This is a genomic window from Flavobacterium sp. CLA17 (assembly GCF_013112255.2).
GTDB lineage: Bacteria > Bacteroidota > Bacteroidia > Flavobacteriales > Flavobacteriaceae > Flavobacterium > Flavobacterium circumlabens.
Genome location: NZ_CP068294.1, coordinates 4,308,459 through 4,328,403 on the forward strand (window position 1 = coordinate 4,308,459; position 19,945 = coordinate 4,328,403).

The following is a 19,945-nucleotide window of genomic DNA, read 5'->3' on the forward strand; positions in this document are numbered from 1 at the left end:
AAATTTAACTATAATAGTTGAAATCTCCCTATATACTTTACCACTGAAGTTAAAATAATTTGCACAAAAAATATTTATCCTATAGAATAAGTAGAATTTTTATATCTTTGAAATAAAATTATACAACCTTATTAAATAAATCCTATTTGATAAGGTTATTTTTTTATTAATCGAATTCTATTTAGCTGTAAAACAACCATTTTAAAATTAAAATTTGCCCTGATGAAAAATAAAATTTACTGGATATTTGCCATTCTGATCTTAGCTGCTATTTCAGTCGCTTACAGCTTCACCAAATTTAATACGCCAAAAGAAAAATTAACCGCAATGGATTGTACAGAGGCTCCAAATACTACAGCGGTATCTGAATTCGAACCTACCATCATTAATAAAAATTCAGCCCCCTCCAAAGCTCCAAAAGGAATGGTTTGGATTCCCGGAGGTGAATTTTCGATGGGCAGCAATGTTGAAGACGAAAGTTTGTGCAGCATAAAAGGCGTTACAAAGGATGCCGCTCCTATTCATCGCGTTTATGTGGACGGATATTTTATGGATGAAACCGAAGTGACCAATGAACAATTTGCGAAATTTGTAAACGCTACCGGTTATGTGACTGTCGCGGAGCAAAAGCCAACTCAGGAAGAATTCCCGGATGCTCCGCCACAAAATCTAATTGCAGGTTCTGTAATATTTTCTCCAACACCGGCAGCTGTAAATCTCAATGACTTCCTTCAATGGTGGTCTTACGTAGGCGGAACCGACTGGAAACATCCCCTGGGCCCTGAAAGTTCGATAAAAGGAAAAGAAAAATATCCCGTGGTACAAATTACTTATGAGGATGCTGCTGCTTATGCAAAATGGGCGGGAAAAAGATTACCAACTGAAGCCGAATGGGAGTTTGCCGCCCGCGGCGGAAAAACAGGAAATCTGTACGCGTGGGGAAATACGTTAAAACCAAACGGAAAATTTCAGGCTAATATCTATCAGGGGCACTTTCCTATTAAAGACGGAGATACGGGAGAAGACGGCTTTAAAGGAATTGCACCCACTGCCCAATTTAAACCAAATGCCTATGGATTATATGATATGGCAGGAAATGTCTGGGAATGGGTAAACGACTGGTACAGCACATCCTATTATAGTGAATTAAACAAAGACGGAAAAACAGCAAAAAACCCTCAGGGACCCGATAGTTATAATGATCCTAATGATCCAACTGAAAAAAAACGGGTACATCGTGGCGGCTCTTTTTTATGTACCGATCAATATTGCACCCGATACATGGTGGGCACAAGAGGAAAAGGAGAAATACGGTCTGCCGCCAACCATCTTGGATTCAGATGCGTCAAAAGCATTTAAAAGAGAAAAATAAAAAGGATTCTATAGTAAACTGAATCCTTTTTTATTTGAATTTAGATATTAGGAGCGGCAATAATACAGCTCATAAAAATGCCTATATTTGCTAAAAAATAAAAAATGCAACATATTATAGATCGTTTTATCAGTTATGTAACAATTGATACAGAATCTGATCCGAACTCAAAAACTACCCCAAGTACAGAAAAACAATGGAATCTTGCCAACAAATTAGTTGAAGAACTAAAAACAATTGGATTACAAGAGGTTACCATTGACGACAAAGCCTATATCATGGCAACCCTTCCGAGTAATGTTGATCATGAAGTTCCCGTAATTGGATTTATTTCACATTTTGATACTTCACCGGACTTTAGCGGAGCTAATGTAAAACCGCAGATTATTGAAAATTACGACGGAAAAGATATTGTCCTGAATGCTGAAAAAAACATTATTTTATCGCCTAATTACTTCAAAGATTTAATACAATATAAAGGCCAGACCATTATTACAACAGACGGTACCACACTTTTGGGTGCTGATGACAAAGCCGGAATTACCGAGATTGTTTCTGCTATGGAATATCTGGTGCAGCACCCTGAAATCAAACACGGCAAAATCAGAATTGGCTTTACACCTGATGAAGAAATCGGTCGTGGTGCCCATCATTTCGATGTCGAAAAATTTGGTGCTCAATGGGCGTATACGATGGACGGAAGTCAGATTGGTGAACTGGAATATGAAAACTTCAACGCTGCAGGTGCTAAAATTACGTTCAAAGGAAAAAGTGTTCATCCGGGTTATGCCAAAGGAAAAATGATCAATTCGATGCTGATAGCAAATGATTTTATCAATGAACTTCCAAAAGGAGAAACACCACAGGAAACAAAAGGATACGAAGGTTTTTTCCATGTGCATCATCTGAAAGGTAGCATCGAAGAAACGGTTTTGGAACTTATTATTCGCGATCACAACAAAATCAAGTTTGAAAAAAGGAAAAGCTTAATCGAAAAAATCGCGAAAAAAATCAATAAAAAATTCGCAAAACAATTTAGTGAAGATATTGTAACTACTGAAATAAAAGATCAGTATTACAATATGAAGGAAAAAGTACTTCCGGTGAAGCATATTGTTGATATTGCCGAAAAAGCAATGAGAGAATTGAACATTAAACCGATCATCAAACCCATTCGTGGCGGAACTGACGGATCTCAATTATCGTTTATGGGATTACCTTGCCCGAATATCTTTGCGGGTGGTCACAACTTCCACGGGAAATATGAATATGTTCCTGCAGAAAGCATCCAGAAAGCGACTGATGTGATTGTAAAAATTGCGGAACTAACTGCTGTTCCCGGAGCTTTCGATACAACTGAAAAAGCTAAAAAAAGATAATACTTTGGAACCGGAATCCGATAAAAAACACGTTTGGGACAAAGTCAATAATTGGGAAGAGGAATTGCTTTTCCTCAAATCAATTATAGACAAAACCGAATTGACCGAAACCACAAAATGGGACGGTCCGGTTTATGTTTACAATACAAAAAATGTTGTCGGAATTGGTGGCTTTAAAGACTATTTTACCATTTGGTTTTTTAATGGCGTTTTTCTGAAGGATGAAAAAAAGAAACTGATCAACGCCCAGGAAGACAAAACAAAATCTTTACGCCAATGGCGATTTACTTCTAAAGAAGAGGTCAACGAAAAGGAAGTGCTGGAGTATATTCTGGAAGCTATTGAAAACGAAAAGCAGGGAAAAATCATAAAACCGACTAAAAAAGAAACCATTGTTTCTGAATTATTGGAAAAAGAAATGAATCAGAATCCGGCTTTATTAGAGGCTTTTCAGAAATTCTCTCCTTATAAACAATATGAGTTTTTAGAATATATTGAAACAGCTAAACAGCAAAAAACGAAACTTTCGAGAATTAAAAAAGTGATTCCGATGATTCTTGGAAATATTGGACTGAATGATAAATACAGATAGTTGTAAATTCCAAATTCCAATTGAAGCTGTCACTCTGAGCGAAGTCGAAGAGCCAAATTCCAATTTTGCGGATATTAAGAGGAATCGAAATACATATGTCACATCGAGCGGAGTAGAGATGCACAAAGGTTCTCGACTCGGCTCGAACTGACAAATAGAACAAACCTTTGTCAAAGTTTTAAAACTTTGACAAAGGTTTTTTTTAGCTCTTTTTGAACATGAAAAATCCCAAACTCCAATCGTTAATTGGAATTTGGGAATTTTATCCCGACGCTTCGGGATTGGAATTTTATAAAAAACTTACGCTTTTTTATTCAACGCAGAACTCATTTCCAAAGAAATAGCAGAACGCTCAATTTTTAATTTCCCAGACATGGTTTCGATGATTACAGAAGTTTCACCAAGTTCAACAACTTTACCGTGAAAACCACTTTTTGTAATTATTTTATCACCTACTTTCAGGCTGCTTTCAAATTCTTTTTCGTTTTTAGCTCTTTTTTGTTGTGGTCTGATCATAAAGAAATAGATCACTACAAACATTAATAGAAATGGCGCAAATTGAGTTAATTGTCCCATAATTTAAATTCTTTTTTTTGTTTATTATTAATATTCTTTTGGAATTTGGCTTTTATTAATTGAAATTTCTTCCCGATTACATCAAACCTCTTCCCACTTTAATCATTTTTTTGTTGGCTTCCAGCTCTTTAACCAGATTATCTAAAATTCCGTTGATAAAAATACTGCTTTTTGGCGTAGAATACTCTTTAGCAATTTCTAAATATTCGTTCAGCGTTACTTTTACGGGAATAGAAGGAAATTTTAAAAACTCGCAGATCGCCATTTTCAGAATAATCGTATCAATCTCTGCAATACGATCGCTGTCCCAATTTGGTGTTTTGTCTTCGTATTCTTTTGCTAAGATCGATTCGTTTAAAACTGTTCTTCTGAACAAATCTTTTGCAAAATCTTTATCTTCAACATCCTTATACAATTTTGGCACTCTGAAATCATCCGGATCTTCGGTTTTGATAGCTTTCAATTGTTTGATAATATGCGTATTCACAACAGGAATATCATCAACCCATGTTAACTTATCGTCTTCCAGGTATTCATACAATTTATCATTCGGAACAATAACATCGGCAAACAAATCAACAATAAATTGTCTGTCTTCCTGAAATGTATTCACGGAAGTCTTCATGTAGTTGGCGTACAATTCACTTGCTTTAATATCATTTAAAAGCAATAAAATATAATCATCATTTAATGACCAGTTATTGATTTTACGATTTTCTAAAGCGATACTAAGTGAATTACTTTCGGCAAGTAGCTGAAAAATTTTGTTTTTGATAAATTTTTCATTTGGATTACGTTCTGCAGCAGTTGCAAGATGTTTTTTACTTGACAGATGTAAAAAAACAGATTCTTTTTTACAGATCTCTATCAATGAAGATAGCATTATTAAATATAAGTCCTGAATATTATCAATACTGTAAAAAAGAAACTTCTCTTCTTTTTCCATATTGTCAGAACCGCTTTGATGCATTGCATAAATGGACTGCATTACCTTAACGCGTATGTGTCTTCTATTTACCACCTTGTAAGAACATTTAAAAATTAGTCTGCAAAAATAAGTATTTAAGACCTGATATTAAAATTTAAATCCATTAATTTTCGAACAAAAAGCAGTCGCAGTGTTCAGTCCCAGTTTTCATTGCAAACCGGTTAAAGAGCCGCAGTCGCAGTCTGCAGTATAAAAAAGTCTCAGTCTCAGTCACAGTTTTCAACTTATACCGAAAACTGAGACTGATACTGAGACTGTGACTAATTACTAAGACTGAGTCTATAAAAAAACTACTTCTTAGCTGCGTTTTCAATTTTTCTCAAATCGATACGATTCTGAGCAATTGTAAGTGCGGCTTTATGCGTTGTCATTCCGTTTTTCACGGCATAATCGATAATTTCTAAAGTAGTGTTGTAGATATTTTCGGTTTTACGCATGATTTCTGCTTTACCATAATGCTCTAATTCAGCATAAACATTGATAATTCCACCAGCATTGATCAGGAAGTCAGGTGCATATAAAATACCTCTTTCTGACAATCTTGCCCCGTGAATATTTTCATCAGCCAATTGATTGTTGGCAGCACCGGCAATCACTTTAGCTTTTATTTTATTTACTGTATCATCATTGATTGTAGCTCCCATTGCACATGGCGCATAAATATCAACATCGGCAGTATATATATCTTCACCTGTAAATATTGTTGCGTTGTATTTTTGAGCTACTTCATATAATTTCTCTTCGTTGATATCTGTAATGAAAACCTTTGCTCCTTCTTTGGTTAAGTACTCCACCAAAGCTTCACCAACGTGACCAATTCCCTGAACCAAAACTTTTTTACCGTCTAAAACATCAGAACCAAACTGACTTTTTGCAGCCGCTTTCATTCCTAAGTAAACGCCATAAGCCGTTACGGGAGAAGGATTTCCGGAACCACCTCTTTCTTCTGAAATACCTGTAACGTAAGGCGTTACATCTCTTACAGTATCCATGTCTTTAGTTTCCATTCCAACATCTTCAGCTGTAATATATCTTCCGCTTAAAGAGTGCACAAATTCACCAAACTTACGCATTAACTCGGGTGTTTTTTGTGTCTTGGCATCCCCAATAATGACTGCTTTTCCACCACCAATATTAAGTCCTGTAATGGCAGATTTATAAGTCATACCTCTTGAAAGACGCAAAACATCGTTTAAAGCTTCCCATTCCGTATTATAATTCCACATTCTAGTACCTCCTAAAGCCGGGCCCATAACTGAATTATGAATACCAATAATTGCTTTTAAACCTGTATCTTTGTCATTGCAAAATACAATTTGTTCGTGATCGTTAAAAGATAACTGACCAAAAACAGGATCCATTTTTTGAAGTTCCTTTCCAGTTGCGAAAGTTGCATCCATAGCGTTACTGTTTATTTGTTAAAATTATGAATTTGTCAAAAAGACATCTCAAACATAAACAAAAAATACACATGTGCTAATATTTTATCTTTATAATAACAAATTAACAATCCATTTATATTGATTAAATTACACTTTCTATTGCTTTTAATTGAAAGTAATTTATAAAATCAATATCATTTCAACATTGAATATCTTAAAAAAATGAAAGAATTACGCTATTTAAACAAATATTTCATTAAATATAAATATAGTTTTTCACTAGGAATTTTAATCACCATAATCGCACAAATATTTTCCTTATTTACTCCCAAGCTGATTAGCAAGTCTTTAAACGCAATTGAAAACTTTGACAAACTGTCAAAAGCCGATCAGAGCTCAAAAGTGATCATCGCTTCTTATCATCAGGATTTAATTCATAATGTATTGCTAATCATAGCGACTACAATTGTTGCGGGTTTTTTGACCTTCTTAATGCGTCAGACTTTAATCGTGATGTCACGTCATGTCGAATTCGATTTAAAAAACGAAGTCTTCAGACAATATGAAAACCTTTCTCAAAATTTTTACAAACAAAACAGGACCGGGGATCTAATGAACCGAATCAGCGAAGACGTTTCAAAAGTCCGAATGTATGTTGGTCCGGCCGTAATGTATACGATCAATACCTTTATTCGTTTTGCCATTGTTATTATCTACATGTACAATGTATCGCCATTATTGACGCTCTATACCATATTACCGCTGCCGATACTTTCGTATTGCATTTTTAAACTGAGTTCGGAGATCAATAAAAGGAGTACTATTTTTCAACAATATTTATCTAAAGTTTCCAGTTTCTCTCAGGAAATATTTTCAGGAATCCGGGTCATTAAGGCGTATTCTTTAGAAAATCAACATCAGAATAACATGATCGCTCTTGCTGACGAAAGCAAAAGCAAAAGTTTAAACCTGGCGAAAGTTCAATCGTTGTTTGGTCCCCTGATGATTGCGCTAATCGGAATCAGTAATTTGGTGGTGATTTATTTTGGAGGTGTTATGTACATCAACGGAACGATCCGGAACATAGGAACAGTTGCAGAGTTTATTCTCTACGTAAACATGCTAACCTGGCCTGTAGCATCGTTGGGATGGGTTTCTTCGATGGTTCAGGAGGCAGAAGCTTCCCAAAAACGTCTGAATGAATTTTTAAAGATTCAACCGGAAATCAAAAACAACAATGAAAACTCATCTGACATTCAGGGTTCCATTTCTTTTGAAAATGTAAGTTATACGTATGAAGACACTAATATCACCGCTTTAAAAAATGTAACTTTTACCGTTAAAAAAGGAGAAACTTTAGCAATCCTTGGAAAAACAGGTTCCGGAAAATCAACCATATTATCCCTGATCTCCCGTTTGTATGATGTTACGGATGGAAGAATAACAATTGACCAAAATGAAATAAGTACTTTAAACCTAAATGACTTAAGAAATAACATCGGAATTGTTCCTCAGGATGCTTTTCTATTTTCAGATACGATTAAGAATAACATCAAATTTGGCAGCCGCAATGCTACAGATGAAGAAGTAATCAATGCAGCCAAAAACGCTGTGGTTCACGACAATATCATTACTTTCAACAAACAATATGATACCATTTTAGGAGAAAGAGGCATCACACTTTCAGGCGGCCAGAAGCAGCGTGTTTCTATTGCGAGAGCCATTATTAAAAATCCTGCAATTTTACTTTTTGACGATTGTTTGTCTGCTGTCGATACAGAAACAGAGGAAACCATTCTGAATAATTTGTTCGAAATTTGTAAAGATAAAACTACAATAATAGTCAGTCATCGGGTATCTTCCGCTAAAAATGCCGACAAAATAATCATTTTAGAAGATGGTAAAATCATTCAACAAGGCTCTCATAATCAATTAATAAATCAGGAAGGGTATTACGCATCGTTATATTTAAAACAACTTTCGGAAAAAGAATTACTTTAATTGTTGCGTAATAGATAAATTTTTATGATTTTTGAGTACTATTAATTCCAAAAATGATAGAACGTATTATGAGAGAAAATGACATGTTAGAAAAAGAAGAGATTTTTTCTAAAGTATTACGAGCAGGGAGAAGAACTTATTTCTTTGATGTAAGAGCTACGAAAGCTGATGATTATTATATCACGATTACTGAGAGCAAAAAATTCACTGAAGAAGATGGTTCTTTTCATTTTAAAAAACACAAAATTTACTTATACAAAGAAGATTTTGGTGCTTTTGCTGAAATACTCGAAGAAATGACTTCCTATGTCTTGAACCACAAAGGCGAAGAAGTAATTTCTGAAAGACATCAAAAAGATTTCAAAAAAGAGTACGGTTCTGATAAACCAGAAGGACAAAGATCCAGCTTTACTGATATTGATTTTGACGATATTTAGTCCTAAATAACTTTTTAAAAAGTACGAGTCCAACATGTATGTCCTGCATTTTGGGCTTTTTTTTATATATTTAAGTTTAGATTTTAGACCATTCAATTTTTAAAACCTTCCTAAAACCACCATTGCTGGTTAATACGTTATAAAAATGAAAAAAATACTTCTTTTATTTAGTTTCTTCTTAATTGCAGCTTCTTCTTTTGCTCAAAAATTAGAATATGAGACCAAATCGAATATTCAATATTATAATTCAGCTGCCAGTAAAGCTGACGCTTATAGTAATGAACGTTGCGTATTAGACATTTATTATCCTAAGAACAGTAAAAATTTTGCTGCTATCGTCTGGTTTCATGGAGGAGGGCTGACGGGAGGAAACAAGGAAATTCCCGAAGCCCTTAAAAATAAAGGTTTCGCTGTTATTGGCGTAAATTATAGATTATCCCCAAAAGTAAAAGCTGCAAAAGCTATAGAAGATGCCGCTGCTGCTGTTGCCTGGACCTTTAACAACATTGATAGTTATGGAGGAAATCCGTCTCTGATTTTCGTCTCCGGGCATTCTGCAGGAGGTTATCTAGGGACAATGATTGGCTTGGACAAAAAATGGCTGCAAAAAAAAGGTATTGATGCTAATAAAATAGCAGGACTTATTCCGTTTAGCGCGCAATGCATCACTCATTTTGAAATCAGGAGAGAAAACGGAATTCCGGATACACAACCCACAATTGATGCTTTTGCACCGCTTTTTCATGTTCGTGCTGATGCTCCGCCCTTATTATTAATAACCGGGGATCGCGAACTCGAAATGTTAGGCCGTTATGAGGAAAACGCTTATATGGCGCGCATGATGAAAGTTGCCGGACATAAACAAACCCAACTTTTTGAGCTGGACGGCTATGGTCACGGAATGACTGAACCTGCTTTTCCGTTACTATTAAATGAAGTAAACCGAATTATAAAAGAACACCAAAAAATAAACTAAACTTAAAATCCACGGTAATGGACACCAATTTATTAATACTACCGGGACTAGGAAACTCAGGCGAAAAACACTGGCAAACTTTCTGGCATGAAAAATTTAAAAACTCAAAAAGGATTGTTCAGGACAATTGGGTTGAGCCAGTCAGGGAAGAATGGCTCGAAAGATTAAACGAAGAAATTTCAAAATTAGACCAACCGACGATTCTTGTGGCGCATAGTTTAGCTGTTTCGCTGGTTTTACACTGGGCAGCTTCACATACAAACAAAAATATTGTCGGCGCTTTATTGGTTGCTCCAGCCGATGTAGATTCACCTCAGCATACTCCGGAATCCATTCGCAATTTTTCTCCTATGCCGACTCTTAAATTGCCCTTTCCATCCATTGTTGTAGCAAGTGAGAACGACCCTTATGCATCATTCGAGAGAAAACAATATTTTGCAGCCATGTGGGGAAGCGATTTCATCAATGTGGGACAGCAAGGACACATCAACTCTGATTCAGATTTAAAATACTGGGAAGAAGGACAGGTGATTTTACAACAATTAGTTGCAAAGATTAATACTTTTTAAAGCAGTGTTCAGTCACAGTCGCAGTTTTCAGTCTCTGTTTGTGACTGTAAACTGTGACTGTAAACTGAGACTGTAAACTGAGACTGAAAAAACTACCCAATCCTCAACCCGTTTTCTATTTTAAAATCGGGAGCTAATAAAACAACATCTCCCTCCTCGCCTACTGCGCCCAGCACCAGGCATTCGCTCATGAACTTTCCGATTTGTTTTTTAGGGAAGTTGACAACAGCAACGATTTGTCGGTTTAGTAAATCTTCTTTTTGATAGCGTTTTGTAATTTGTGCCGATGATTTTCTGATGCCAATTTGGGAACCAAAATCAATCGTAAGCTGATAGGCCGGTTTTCTTGCTTCCGGAAAATCATTTACTTCTAATATTGTTCCAACACGCATTTCGGTTCTTTCAAATTCATTCCAGGTTAAATCCATAGTGTATTTCGTTTGATAGTTACAAACCTATTAATTTTGTAAGTATTACTACTAATTGTATAACCCTTTTTTTTGTGTAGCTTCTACTTTTACAATAGAGATTAGCATGCTAACGTTAAAAAAGAAAAAAATGGAAAATAATATCATCGACTCAACACTTTCTGAGAAAAATTTCGAGTCCAATCTAAAACAAATTCACACCGACAAATATATAGAAACAGCCCAAAACGTAAAACTTTACGTAAAGGATTATGGTCAGGGTAAACCTGTAATTCTTATTCACGGGTGGCCGCTTTCTAATGAAATGTGGGAATATCAAATCGAATTCCTTGTTCAGAACGGATTCAGAGTAATAGCGTATGACCGTCGCGGATTTGGTAAATCGTCACAACCTTGGGATGGTTACGATTACGATACCTTATCAGATGATTTACAGGAAATTATTGAACAATTAGAATTAACAGATACTACACTTGTCGGTTTCTCTATGGGCGGTGGTGAAGTAGTTCGTTATTTTAGCCGTCATGGCGGAAAAGGAGTCTCAAAAGCAGCTTTGATTTCTTCTGTCATTCCTTATTTGCTAAAGACCAATGACAATCCTGAAGGACATCCAAAAGAGAAAAGTGAAGCCACTGCAAATGCTATTAAGGAAGACAGAATTGCTTTTATTGATAATTTCGGAAAAACATTCTTTGGCGTAAACATCATCAACAAGCCTTTAAGCACACCTTTATTGGAATATTACAGAAATCTTTGTTCTGTTGCATCTCCCCGAGCAACTTTAAAATGTGCAGAATCTTTTTCGTTTACTGATTTCAGGGATGAACTGAATTTTGTAAAAGTTCCAACCTTAATTATTCATGGGGATGATGACAAAATTGTTCCAATTGAACTGACGTCAAAAAAAGCGGCTGAAGGTATTCGAGAAAGCACTTATATTGTGTATGAAGGCGCACCGCACGGCTTATTTTACACCGAAAGAGAAAAACTAAACAACGATTTACTGAATTTCTTAAATTCATAATTTACATATAAAAATATCCAAAGAGTATTTTAAGGTAATCCTGAACTCTTTGGATATTTTTTTTAATACTATTGTGCTTTTATTTAAGGAATATTAAGTTTATTTTTGAGAAATCAATTCTCTTTAAAATGGCACAAACTCCTTCAAACATGTTACCTCTTGGAACGATTGCTCCGGAATTCAGACTGAAAGACACCAATTCTAATGACACCTATTCGTTTGAAGATCTCAAAGGATCAAAAGGGACACTTGTGATTTTTATGTGCAACCACTGTCCTTATGTACTTCATGTAATCAATGAAATCATTATGATTGCAAATGATTACCGTGTACAGGGAATAGGAATAATTGCCATTTCAAGCAATGATATTGAAAAATTTCCTCAGGATTCCCCGGAAATGATGACTGAATTTGCTTTTCAGAACAAGATCGATTTTCCTTATTTATTTGACGAAACTCAGGAAGTAGCCAAAGCTTTTGATGCTGCCTGTACTCCTGATTTCTTTTTATTTGATAATAGAGACCGCTTATTTTACCGCGGACAACTGGATGATTCGAGACCCAATAACGGAATTCCGTTAAGCGGAAGCGATCTGCGCAGTGCTATAGATGGACTTATTTACAACCGAAGCTTAAAAGATCCTCAAAAACCAAGTGTGGGCTGTAATATCAAATGGAAATAAAAATTCAAACACCTCATCTGTGAAGGTGTTTTTTTAGGCTTGATCCCAAAAAAAGTATCCCGGTTAAGAATGCTTCTTTTATTTTTTTTACAATTGCGAATTGATATAATTCGTAATCGATGTCATTTGTGCAGCATCTAAATGTGCTTTTTTACCCATTCTCACAAGAATTGGCGTCCATTCTTCCTGAGTAAATTTTTTCGGCTGAAACAATTCGTGGCATTTTGCACAATTGTTTGAGTACAAATTTTGACCCTCTGCAAGTTCAGGAGTCAGTGTTACAGCTTTAGCACTTTCAGTTGGTGGGGTGGCTGGCTCAGCTGCTGCAACCGGAGCTGTCTTTTGAGTACCACAGGAAACTACAAATAAAGCTAGCGCTGCAAGAGTTATAATTTTTGATTTCATCAGGTATATTTTTGAAGTAAATATAAAAAAAATCCCATTCGGCAAGCGAATGGGATTCTTTATTTAAGACAATTTAGAAGTTGTCTAATTACTTATTTTACTTCCATTAATTCAACGTCAAAAATCAAAGTTGCATTTGGTGGAATAACTCCTCCTGCACCGGCAGATCCGTAAGCTAAATGAGAAGGAATAACAAAACGGGCTTTGTCTCCAACCTGCAATAAAGCAATACCTTCATCCCATCCTTCGATAACCTGACCCTGACCTAATCTGAATTCGATTGGTTTTTTACGTGGGTAAGAAGAATCAAAAACTTTTCCGGTTTCTAAAGATCCTTCGTAATGAACTGCAACTGTTTTACCTGCTTCAGCTCTTTTGCCATCTCCTTTTTGAATCATTTTGTAACGTAAACCACTTTCTGTTTTATCAAAACCAGCAGCAAGTTGTTCCATTTTAGCTTCAGCTGCAGCTTTTTCATCAGCATCACGTTTTGCACGGGAACCTTCAAAAACTCTGAAAGCTTCAACAGCATTCCATTTTTCAGCTTCTTCTCCTACTCTTACAATTTCTAAAGTTTCAAGAGCATCTCCCTGAGCAATTGCATCAACGATGTCCTGTCCTTCTACTACGTGACCGAAAACGGTATGTTTTCCGTCTAACCATGAAGTTGGAACGTGTGTAATATAAAATTGAGATCCGTTTGTTCCTACACCGGAATTAGCCATTGCTAATACTCCCGGACGATCATGTTTTAAACTTGGATGAAATTCATCATCAAATTTGTAACCAGGACCACCTGTTCCTGTTCCCTGAGGACAACCTCCCTGAACCATGAAATCAGGAATTACACGGTGAAATGATAATCCGTCGTAATATTTGTTTCCTTGTGGTTTAATTTTATTTTCTAAGTTTCCTTCAGCCAGTCCTACGAAGTTACCCACTGTTCCCGGTGTTAAATCGTGTGCCAATTTTACTAAAATCGACCCTTTGCTGGTATTGAATTTAGCGTATATTCCGTTTTCCATTGTTGTTATTTTTAATTTGAATGCAAATTTACAAATTAATTTTATATCAATTTGTGCTTTCTATTGTTTAATCCGATCCCGAAGCGTCGGGACGGGATGATTTATAAGTAAGTCCGTAAACCAGTAATGCCAGTATCGCCAGAAGTGCACATCCGATGGTGACACCATGCCACCCGCCTAACTTCCATAGTAATAATCCATACGCAGATCCGGCAGCAGTGCCCAGGAAACTAAAGGACATAAATACAGTATTGAGTCTGTTTCTGGCTTCCGGCAAAAGTGAATATACTCTTGTTTGGTTGGAGATATGTACCCCCTGAATTCCGATATCGATAAAAACGATTCCTATAATTACTCCTATCACGCTTTCGATTGAAAAATAAAAAGTGATAAAACTGATCAGCATCAATAAACAGCCGTAGCCCACTGCAACCCTTGGATTTCCTTTATCTCCCATTTTACCAACCAATGGCGCTGCCAAAGCTCCTGAAGCTCCCACAATCCCAAAAAGACCAATTGTTGCACTATTAAATTTAAAAGGTTCTCCCGAAAGCAACAATACCATTGTAGTCCAGAAAGCACCAAACTGTGCAAAACAAAAAACATTGATTAATGTAGCTTCACGCAGAACAGGCTGGGTTTTAATCAATGTAAAAAGTGATTTTATCAACTGACCGTAGGAACCCTGAAATTGAGGTTTATTGACCGGAAATTTTTTCTGAATAGCAAAAAATATCAAAAGACAGATTCCGGCAGCGATCCAAAACATAGATCTCCATCCAAAAAGCTGACCGATAAATCCGCTTAGCGTTCTGGAAAGTAAAATTCCCACCAGCAAACCACTCATAATAGTTCCTACTACTTTCCCACGTTGTTCCGGCGCTGTTAATGATGCTGCCAGAGGTAAAATAAGCTGAGGCACTATAGAAGTAATCCCTAAAAGCAATGAGGCAATTTGTAGTATAAAAAAACTTTTGGCCGTAGCGGCGATAATTAAAGCAATAACAGAGGCAAAAGTGGTCATCAGAATTTGTTTTTTACGCTCGATTTTGTCTCCAAGCGGTACCATAAAAAACAAACCAATTGCGTAACCTGCCTGAGTAAGATAAGTTATCGTTCCGGCATTGGCTTCCGGAATTTTAAATTCGTTGGCAATTAAAACAATTAGGGGTTGGCAGTAATACAGATTTGCAACTATAAGTCCAGTGCAGGCTGCCATAAATAAGACATTCGTTTTGGATAGATTCATTTTGCAAAAATACTATTCTAATTCTAACCTAAACTTAAAAAAAAGTATAATTTTTCCTGAAGTTATGGTCAAAACAGTTCTTTATTTTATCTCTTCTAGTGCCATTCAAAACTTTACAGTTTCAAAAAATCTTCACGCATCGGACTGAAAACATCTGTCAAAGTACCGCTTTCCAGACACAACACACCGTGAATCGCATGGGGCGGAATATAAAAACTGTCTCCTTCTTTTAAAGTCTCTGTTATTCCACTGATCGTAACATCAAATTTGCCACTCGAAATATAAGTTACCTGCGTATGATAATGCTCGTGCAAAACACCAATCGCCCCTTTTTCAAAATGAACATTTACCAGCATGGCCTGATCATTATAAGCCAGAATTTTTCGTTTAATGCCTTCTCCAACCACTTCCCACTCTATTTCATCTCCTTTTATAAATTCCTTACTTGTCCCTGAACTTTGCATATTCTTTTATTTTAATTTAACTCCTCGATTTCCTCTTCAAAATTCCGAATGAATGCTACAAGATTATGCAGTGTTTTTTCATCCGTAATCGTTCCGTCAATACTTAATTTTCCTCTTATGCCTTGTATCAAAAGCTTCGTTTAAAATTACTGAAATTCTTTCTGGTGCTTCCTGGAACGGTATTTTTTTCTTTTGATCTGTCATTGCGATTTACTCTGCTGAAACAGCAAAATGCACCGCTGCCTCCGAATGAATTTTCGTCGTATCAAAAACCGGAACCGACACATCTTCCTGACTTATTAGCAACGGAATTTCGGTACAGCCCAAAATAATTCCTTCCGCACCGTTCTCAATTAGTTTTTCAATAATGGAAAGATAAGCTCTTTTGGTTTGTTCTTTTATGATTCCGCGTCCTAATTCTTCCTTTAAGGTCTGTTGAATAAAATCTCTTTCGTCCTGAAGAAAAGGAACAATGGCTTCTATATTATTTTCTGCGAGTTTTTTAAAGTAAAAATCCATTTCCATCGTGAATTTTGTACCCAATAAACCCACCTTTTTTAATCCCTGCTTATTAATTGCGTTCGCCGTAGCTGTTGCCACGTGAATAATAGGCAGGTTAATTTCCTGTTCCAGCTGGTCTGAAACCGCATGGGCCGTATTGGCACATAAAACAATTGCATCAGCACCACTTTTTTCCAGACTTTTGCAGGCGTTTAAAAGTAATTCGAAAGTCGCATCCCAGTTTCCATTGGTATTATTTCTTTGAAAGTCATCAAAATTCAAAGAATAAATAATGCATTCTGCAAAATTAAGCCCTCCTAATTTTTCGTTGATTCCTTCATTTATAAATCGATAATAATCAATTGTCGAAACCCAGCTGATTCCGCCAACAAGTCCTAGTTTTTTCATATTTGTATGCTCTGTTATGAGTTTTTATTTTACGTTATTAGGTATTGCTTTCTGACCGTTTACTATCATCTGTACACCAAATAGTTAAATTGTTCAGCAAATACTAACGATTGCATCATGCGGCAATGTTTTTTTTTAATTTTGATTAGTAACGAATTAGATTATTCAAAATAAAATCACAACTTGTTTTTATAGAATCAAAAGAATTAATAGCAAAATTGTTCTCCTGTTCTACAAAAAAGTGTTCCATTCCGGCAAGTTTTGCTTCCTTAAAAATGGGTTTAAAATCGATTGATCCTGAACCCACTTCCGTATTCAGGGCCGGTTTAAGTTTATCCATGTCTTTTACATGCCACAATTTAAAACGCCCGGGATTTTCTTTGAATATGTGCAACGGATCTTTCCCGGCACGCACGACCCAATATAAATCCATTTCAAAATACACCAGATCCTTATCGGTTTCCTTCAATAAAATTTCGTAGCCTGTAACTCCGTTATGATCTTCAAATTCAAAATCATGATTATGATACGCTAATTTCAAACCTGCATCCTGACACATTTTCCCAGCTTCGTTTAAGCGGCCGGCAATTTTTTTGTAATCTTCGCTGTTTTTTCTAAAAGGCGGATCTATCCATGGAATGGTGAGATATTCACTTTTTAAAGTTCTCGCAGCAGCAATTGCGGCTTTAAGTTCAGCTGTGTCTCCATCAGCCAGAAAAGAGGCTATCCCATAATGACCACTCACTGCTTTTAAGTGGTTTGTGTCCAGTATTTCTTTGAACTCAGCCGGTGATAATCCCCAAAACTGATCCCTGATCGAAAAACCGTACGTCTCCACAGTTGTAAATCCCGCTGAAGAGACTTTCTCTAAAGTCTCTTTTATATCTTTCGGAATTTCTTCACGCAAAGTATACAATTGCAGACCAATTTCTTTTTTGTTCATAGTAAAAGCGAATGACGGCACAGCCAAAACCGCCGCAGTAGCCAGGCTGCTGTTGATTATAAAGGTACGTCTGGAAGTCATTTGTTGTTTTTCTAAATTAATAAAGTAAAACTAACTTTATTTATTAGATTTTGAATCATCGAAATTATCAAAATAGGTAAAATCTTTCGTTATTTTTCCGTTCTCGATGGTGAAAATGGTACAAATCGGCAGCTTAAATTTCGAACCGTCCGAAGCCGTTCCGGTTGAAACAAATTCTACAATGATGTGTTTCTCATCTGAAGGATAGATATTGATAATTTCATCATGCAGATCCGGAAAAACAGCCTGAAGCGAGGCGTATTTATCGATAGTTTGTTTCCGGGTCTGTGTAATCATCTCTTTTCCGAATGACGGATCTTTAAAATCCGATATTGGAGCATACATCTCTGCCAGTTCTTTCCAATGGTGTTTATTGAAATACTCAAAATATTGTTTTACTATTTTTTCTTTTTCTGTTGGATCTAAATTTGGTGGTTTTACCTCATTATTGCAGGAAACAACTAATAGCGCTGCGATTAATATTAAAAATATTTTCTTCATAATTTCAGGATTTAGAGAATTTTATATCTTATCCTAAATTAAATAAAAAAAGAAATCATTTTACAGAAGATTTTTTTATTTGGCACTAATTGCATTAGTTCCTTTTAATAAGCTGGCATCTATTTGTTGCGGTGGAAAATTTTGCTTTTCATTTCTCAGGGAGGTCACTTTTCCTTCGTTATTTACATATACATACAGGTATTCCCAGTTGTTTGAAGCATGCATTGGAGATCCGTTCGTATTATCTGCTTTTTTATAGACCTGATCGGCATAAATAAGTATTTCTCCGTCAGCATTCTGTAATGTCCGAACAGGTGGCCCTAAAGTTATAATGAAACTTTGTTTTGTTTTTCCGACCCAGCTATCCATGGATTTTTTAGTACTTGTACATGCTGCGTTAATCAACAACACAACAATTAATATGTAGCGCTTTTTCATGAGGATTCTGATTTGTTAGTGGTATGATAATTTTCTTACGTAAAAGTAATATTTTTTATCAAACAAAAACACAACATAATGTTTATCAGCATGTTATTTTTTAATTTAAAAAACAATTCTCACAAAATAAATACTTTCTGTTACATCCCAAAACGGATATTTATTGCATTATTTACGGAATCTTTAAATCTTTAAAATTCCCAATATTTACTTTGTATATTTGCCGCTTACACTATTGAAGAGAAAAAATGCGAATTGACATTATAACGATTTTGCCGGAATTATTAAAAAGCCCGTTTGAGGCTTCGATTATGAAACGTGCTATTGACAAAGGCTTAGTAGAAGTTCATTTTCATAATTTAAGGGATTACACGACCAACAAACAAAAAAGCGTTGACGATTATCCGTTTGGCGGTGGCGCCGGAATGGTAATGACCGTACAGCCAATCGATGCATGTATCACACATTTAAAAAGTGAGCGCGAGTACGACGAAATCATTTATATGTCACCTGACGGAGAAACGCTGAATCAGAAAATGGCCAACACCATGTCGATGTATGAAAATATCATCATTTTATGCGGTCACTATAAAGGTGTGGACCAAAGAGTCCGGGATCATTTTATTACCAAAGAAATCTCGATTGGAGATTATGTTTTATCCGGTGGCGAGTTAGGAGCTTTGGTTTTATCAGATGCACTAATCCGATTAATTCCGGGTGTTCTAAGCGATGAAACCTCAGCATTGACAGACAGTTTCCAGGACAATTTACTTTCAGGACCTATATACACAAGACCCGCAGACTATAAAGGATGGAAAGTCCCTGAAGTTTTAACCAGCGGCCATTTTGCCAAAATCGACAAATGGCGCGAGGATATGGCGTATGAACATACAAAGAACAGACGTCCGGATTTGCTTGAAGGACAGGAGTAGTTTCAGGTTTCAGGTTATTTTTGTTTCAAGTTCCAACTTTGCGCAATCCAACCTGAAACTTGAAACCTGAAACAGAAAAACACTCTAAATAACTTTTTATCAACAACTTAAAATAATTTATAATTTACAATTTATAATTCATAATTATTTTCTACATTTGCACCCAAATTAGACTAACCTCTGGCGAGATCCGTGAATGTTGCTCTATTATAAAAAACCATAATTAAAGATATCATGGCAGATTTAATGAAATTCGTTCAAACCGAATTAGTTGAGAAAAAAGATTTCCCTGTTTTTGGAGCTGGAGACACTATCACAGTTTACTACGAAATTAAAGAGGGTGAAAAAACAAGAACTCAGTTTTTTAAAGGAGTTGTTATTCAAAGAAGAGGTTCTGGTAACACAGAAACTTTTACTATTCGTAAAATGTCTGGTGCTATCGGAGTTGAGCGTATCTTCCCGGTAAACTTACCAGCTTTACAGAAAATTGAAATCAACAAAAAAGGAGCTGTTCGTAGAGCTAGAATTTTCTACTTCAGAGAACTTACTGGTAAAAAAGCTAAGATTAAAGATAAAAGAAGATAATCATTT

23 protein-coding genes are annotated in these 19,945 nt (G+C 35.9%); 11 read left to right on the forward strand and 12 right to left on the reverse strand.

What is annotated here, in order from left to right; genetic code table 11:
• The first annotated feature begins 222 nt into the window (after nt 1–222).
• The 3 genes from HAV12_RS17775 to HAV12_RS17785 all read left to right on the forward strand — a co-directional run bounded on the left by HAV12_RS17775 (nt 223) and on the right by HAV12_RS17785 (nt 3,343).
• Nucleotides 223–1,359 carry a formylglycine-generating enzyme family protein gene (locus HAV12_RS17775; protein ID WP_171570839.1) on the forward strand — a complete coding sequence of 379 codons (1,137 nt, stop codon included), beginning with the start codon at nt 223–225 and terminating at the stop codon, nt 1,357–1,359.
• Nucleotides 1,360–1,476: 117 nt separating this feature from the next.
• Entirely contained in the window at nt 1,477–2,751 is a 1,275-nt protein-coding gene (gene pepT, locus HAV12_RS17780; protein WP_171570840.1) for a peptidase T, read from the forward strand.
• A 4-nt stretch (nt 2,752–2,755) separates the two neighbouring features.
• Nucleotides 2,756–3,343, forward strand: a complete 588-nt coding sequence (locus HAV12_RS17785; RefSeq protein WP_171570841.1) for a YdeI family protein — start codon at nt 2,756–2,758, stop codon at nt 3,341–3,343.
• Between the two features lie 300 nt (nt 3,344–3,643).
• Here the strand turns inward: HAV12_RS17785 and yajC are convergent, their stop codons facing one another.
• From yajC to HAV12_RS17800, 3 genes are all read right to left on the reverse strand, one after another.
• Entirely contained in the window at nt 3,644–3,919 is a 276-nt protein-coding gene (yajC, locus tag HAV12_RS17790) for a preprotein translocase subunit YajC (RefSeq protein ID WP_127336894.1), read from the reverse strand.
• Nucleotides 3,920–3,995: 76 nt separating this feature from the next.
• A complete protein-coding gene (gene nusB, locus HAV12_RS17795) occupies nt 3,996–4,907 on the reverse strand; it encodes a transcription antitermination factor NusB (RefSeq protein ID WP_132036277.1) in 912 nt (303 codons plus the stop codon).
• Between the two features lie 290 nt (nt 4,908–5,197).
• Entirely contained in the window at nt 5,198–6,307 is a 1,110-nt protein-coding gene (locus HAV12_RS17800; RefSeq protein WP_305069501.1) for a Glu/Leu/Phe/Val dehydrogenase, read from the reverse strand.
• A 204-nt stretch (nt 6,308–6,511) separates the two neighbouring features.
• Between HAV12_RS17800 and HAV12_RS17805 the strand changes: the two genes are divergently transcribed.
• From HAV12_RS17805 to HAV12_RS17820, 4 genes are all read left to right on the forward strand, one after another.
• On the forward strand, nt 6,512–8,290 hold the full coding sequence (locus HAV12_RS17805; protein WP_171570842.1) for an ABC transporter ATP-binding protein: 1,779 nt from the start codon (nt 6,512–6,514) through the stop codon (nt 8,288–8,290).
• Between the two features lie 68 nt (nt 8,291–8,358).
• Nucleotides 8,359–8,727: a PUR family DNA/RNA-binding protein gene (locus HAV12_RS17810; protein ID WP_026981839.1), complete on the forward strand. Its 369-nt coding sequence runs from the start codon at nt 8,359–8,361 to the stop codon at nt 8,725–8,727.
• 145 nt (nt 8,728–8,872) lie between these two features.
• Entirely contained in the window at nt 8,873–9,703 is an 831-nt protein-coding gene (locus tag HAV12_RS17815; RefSeq protein WP_171570843.1) for an alpha/beta hydrolase, read from the forward strand.
• A gap of 17 nt (nt 9,704–9,720) precedes the next feature.
• Nucleotides 9,721–10,272: an alpha/beta hydrolase gene (locus tag HAV12_RS17820; RefSeq protein WP_171570844.1), complete on the forward strand. Its 552-nt coding sequence runs from the start codon at nt 9,721–9,723 to the stop codon at nt 10,270–10,272.
• A gap of 92 nt (nt 10,273–10,364) precedes the next feature.
• Here HAV12_RS17820 and HAV12_RS17825 read toward each other — a convergent pair whose 3' ends face one another.
• The gene (locus HAV12_RS17825) at nt 10,365–10,700 is read right to left on the reverse strand and encodes a tRNA-binding protein (protein WP_171570845.1); all 336 of its coding nucleotides are present in this window, start codon (nt 10,698–10,700) and stop codon (nt 10,365–10,367) included.
• A 130-nt stretch (nt 10,701–10,830) separates the two neighbouring features.
• Between HAV12_RS17825 and HAV12_RS17830 the strand changes: the two genes are divergently transcribed.
• On the forward strand, nt 10,831–11,724 hold the full coding sequence (locus tag HAV12_RS17830) for an alpha/beta fold hydrolase (RefSeq protein WP_171570846.1): 894 nt from the start codon (nt 10,831–10,833) through the stop codon (nt 11,722–11,724).
• Between the two features lie 128 nt (nt 11,725–11,852).
• Nucleotides 11,853–12,407, forward strand: a complete 555-nt coding sequence (locus HAV12_RS17835) for a thioredoxin family protein (protein ID WP_171570847.1) — start codon at nt 11,853–11,855, stop codon at nt 12,405–12,407.
• An 87-nt stretch (nt 12,408–12,494) separates the two neighbouring features.
• Here the strand turns inward: HAV12_RS17835 and HAV12_RS17840 are convergent, their stop codons facing one another.
• The 8 genes from HAV12_RS17840 to HAV12_RS17875 all read right to left on the reverse strand — a co-directional run bounded on the left by HAV12_RS17840 (nt 12,495) and on the right by HAV12_RS17875 (nt 18,422).
• Nucleotides 12,495–12,812, reverse strand: coding sequence for a cytochrome c (locus tag HAV12_RS17840; protein ID WP_171570848.1), 318 nt, complete (start codon nt 12,810–12,812; stop codon nt 12,495–12,497).
• A 92-nt stretch (nt 12,813–12,904) separates the two neighbouring features.
• The gene (locus tag HAV12_RS17845) at nt 12,905–13,837 is read right to left on the reverse strand and encodes a peptidylprolyl isomerase (RefSeq protein ID WP_132036001.1); all 933 of its coding nucleotides are present in this window, start codon (nt 13,835–13,837) and stop codon (nt 12,905–12,907) included.
• A gap of 67 nt (nt 13,838–13,904) precedes the next feature.
• Nucleotides 13,905–15,056 (reverse strand): MFS transporter, encoded by a 1,152-nt coding sequence (locus tag HAV12_RS17850; RefSeq protein ID WP_240345183.1) that lies wholly within the window; start codon nt 15,054–15,056, stop codon nt 13,905–13,907.
• 143 nt (nt 15,057–15,199) lie between these two features.
• Nucleotides 15,200–15,550 carry a cupin domain-containing protein gene (locus HAV12_RS17855; RefSeq protein WP_171570850.1) on the reverse strand — a complete coding sequence of 117 codons (351 nt, stop codon included), beginning with the start codon at nt 15,548–15,550 and terminating at the stop codon, nt 15,200–15,202.
• A gap of 210 nt (nt 15,551–15,760) precedes the next feature.
• Nucleotides 15,761–16,459 (reverse strand): aspartate/glutamate racemase family protein, encoded by a 699-nt coding sequence (locus tag HAV12_RS17860; RefSeq protein ID WP_171570851.1) that lies wholly within the window; start codon nt 16,457–16,459, stop codon nt 15,761–15,763.
• A gap of 145 nt (nt 16,460–16,604) precedes the next feature.
• Nucleotides 16,605–17,483, reverse strand: a complete 879-nt coding sequence (locus HAV12_RS17865) for a sugar phosphate isomerase/epimerase (RefSeq protein ID WP_171570852.1) — start codon at nt 17,481–17,483, stop codon at nt 16,605–16,607.
• Between the two features lie 36 nt (nt 17,484–17,519).
• The gene (locus tag HAV12_RS17870) at nt 17,520–17,984 is read right to left on the reverse strand and encodes a nuclear transport factor 2 family protein (protein WP_171570853.1); all 465 of its coding nucleotides are present in this window, start codon (nt 17,982–17,984) and stop codon (nt 17,520–17,522) included.
• Between the two features lie 75 nt (nt 17,985–18,059).
• Complete coding sequence (locus tag HAV12_RS17875; RefSeq protein WP_171570854.1) at nt 18,060–18,422, reverse strand: hypothetical protein; 363 nt, start codon at nt 18,420–18,422, stop codon at nt 18,060–18,062.
• Nucleotides 18,423–18,670: 248 nt separating this feature from the next.
• On the opposite strand from HAV12_RS17875, the gene trmD reads away from it, so the two are divergent.
• A complete protein-coding gene (trmD, locus tag HAV12_RS17880; RefSeq protein ID WP_127336879.1) occupies nt 18,671–19,354 on the forward strand; it encodes a tRNA (guanosine(37)-N1)-methyltransferase TrmD in 684 nt (227 codons plus the stop codon).
• Nucleotides 19,355–19,588: 234 nt separating this feature from the next.
• The gene (gene rplS / locus HAV12_RS17885) at nt 19,589–19,939 is read left to right on the forward strand and encodes a 50S ribosomal protein L19 (protein WP_132036021.1); all 351 of its coding nucleotides are present in this window, start codon (nt 19,589–19,591) and stop codon (nt 19,937–19,939) included.
• The last annotated feature ends 6 nt before the right edge of the window (nt 19,940–19,945 follow it).

Excerpts from the sequence above, each read along its gene's own strand:
- HAV12_RS17775 (WP_171570839.1), top strand. The coding sequence starts at position 223 with ATGAAAAATAAAATTTACTGGATATTTGCCATTCTGATCTTAGCTGCT.
- pepT (WP_171570840.1), top strand. The coding sequence starts at position 1,477 with ATGCAACATATTATAGATCGTTTTATCAGTTATGTAACAATTGATACA.
- yajC (WP_127336894.1), bottom strand. The coding sequence starts at position 3,919 with ATGGGACAATTAACTCAATTTGCGCCATTTCTATTAATGTTTGTAGTG.
- nusB (WP_132036277.1), bottom strand. The coding sequence starts at position 4,907 with ATGCAGTCCATTTATGCAATGCATCAAAGCGGTTCTGACAATATGGAA.
- HAV12_RS17800 (WP_305069501.1), bottom strand. The coding sequence starts at position 6,307 with ATGGATGCAACTTTCGCAACTGGAAAGGAACTTCAAAAAATGGATCCT.
- HAV12_RS17805 (WP_171570842.1), top strand. The coding sequence starts at position 6,512 with ATGAAAGAATTACGCTATTTAAACAAATATTTCATTAAATATAAATAT.
- HAV12_RS17810 (WP_026981839.1), top strand. The coding sequence starts at position 8,359 with ATGAGAGAAAATGACATGTTAGAAAAAGAAGAGATTTTTTCTAAAGTA.
- HAV12_RS17815 (WP_171570843.1), top strand. The coding sequence starts at position 8,873 with ATGAAAAAAATACTTCTTTTATTTAGTTTCTTCTTAATTGCAGCTTCT.
- HAV12_RS17820 (WP_171570844.1), top strand. The coding sequence starts at position 9,721 with ATGGACACCAATTTATTAATACTACCGGGACTAGGAAACTCAGGCGAA.
- HAV12_RS17825 (WP_171570845.1), bottom strand. The coding sequence starts at position 10,700 with ATGGATTTAACCTGGAATGAATTTGAAAGAACCGAAATGCGTGTTGGA.
- HAV12_RS17830 (WP_171570846.1), top strand. The coding sequence starts at position 10,831 with ATGGAAAATAATATCATCGACTCAACACTTTCTGAGAAAAATTTCGAG.
- HAV12_RS17835 (WP_171570847.1), top strand. The coding sequence starts at position 11,853 with ATGGCACAAACTCCTTCAAACATGTTACCTCTTGGAACGATTGCTCCG.
- HAV12_RS17840 (WP_171570848.1), bottom strand. The coding sequence starts at position 12,812 with ATGAAATCAAAAATTATAACTCTTGCAGCGCTAGCTTTATTTGTAGTT.
- HAV12_RS17845 (WP_132036001.1), bottom strand. The coding sequence starts at position 13,837 with ATGGAAAACGGAATATACGCTAAATTCAATACCAGCAAAGGGTCGATT.
- HAV12_RS17850 (WP_240345183.1), bottom strand. The coding sequence starts at position 15,056 with ATGGCAGCCTGCACTGGACTTATAGTTGCAAATCTGTATTACTGCCAA.
- HAV12_RS17855 (WP_171570850.1), bottom strand. The coding sequence starts at position 15,550 with ATGCAAAGTTCAGGGACAAGTAAGGAATTTATAAAAGGAGATGAAATA.
- HAV12_RS17860 (WP_171570851.1), bottom strand. The coding sequence starts at position 16,459 with ATGAAAAAACTAGGACTTGTTGGCGGAATCAGCTGGGTTTCGACAATT.
- HAV12_RS17865 (WP_171570852.1), bottom strand. The coding sequence starts at position 17,483 with ATGACTTCCAGACGTACCTTTATAATCAACAGCAGCCTGGCTACTGCG.
- HAV12_RS17870 (WP_171570853.1), bottom strand. The coding sequence starts at position 17,984 with ATGAAGAAAATATTTTTAATATTAATCGCAGCGCTATTAGTTGTTTCC.
- HAV12_RS17875 (WP_171570854.1), bottom strand. The coding sequence starts at position 18,422 with ATGAAAAAGCGCTACATATTAATTGTTGTGTTGTTGATTAACGCAGCA.
- trmD (WP_127336879.1), top strand. The coding sequence starts at position 18,671 with ATGCGAATTGACATTATAACGATTTTGCCGGAATTATTAAAAAGCCCG.
- rplS (WP_132036021.1), top strand. The coding sequence starts at position 19,589 with ATGGCAGATTTAATGAAATTCGTTCAAACCGAATTAGTTGAGAAAAAA.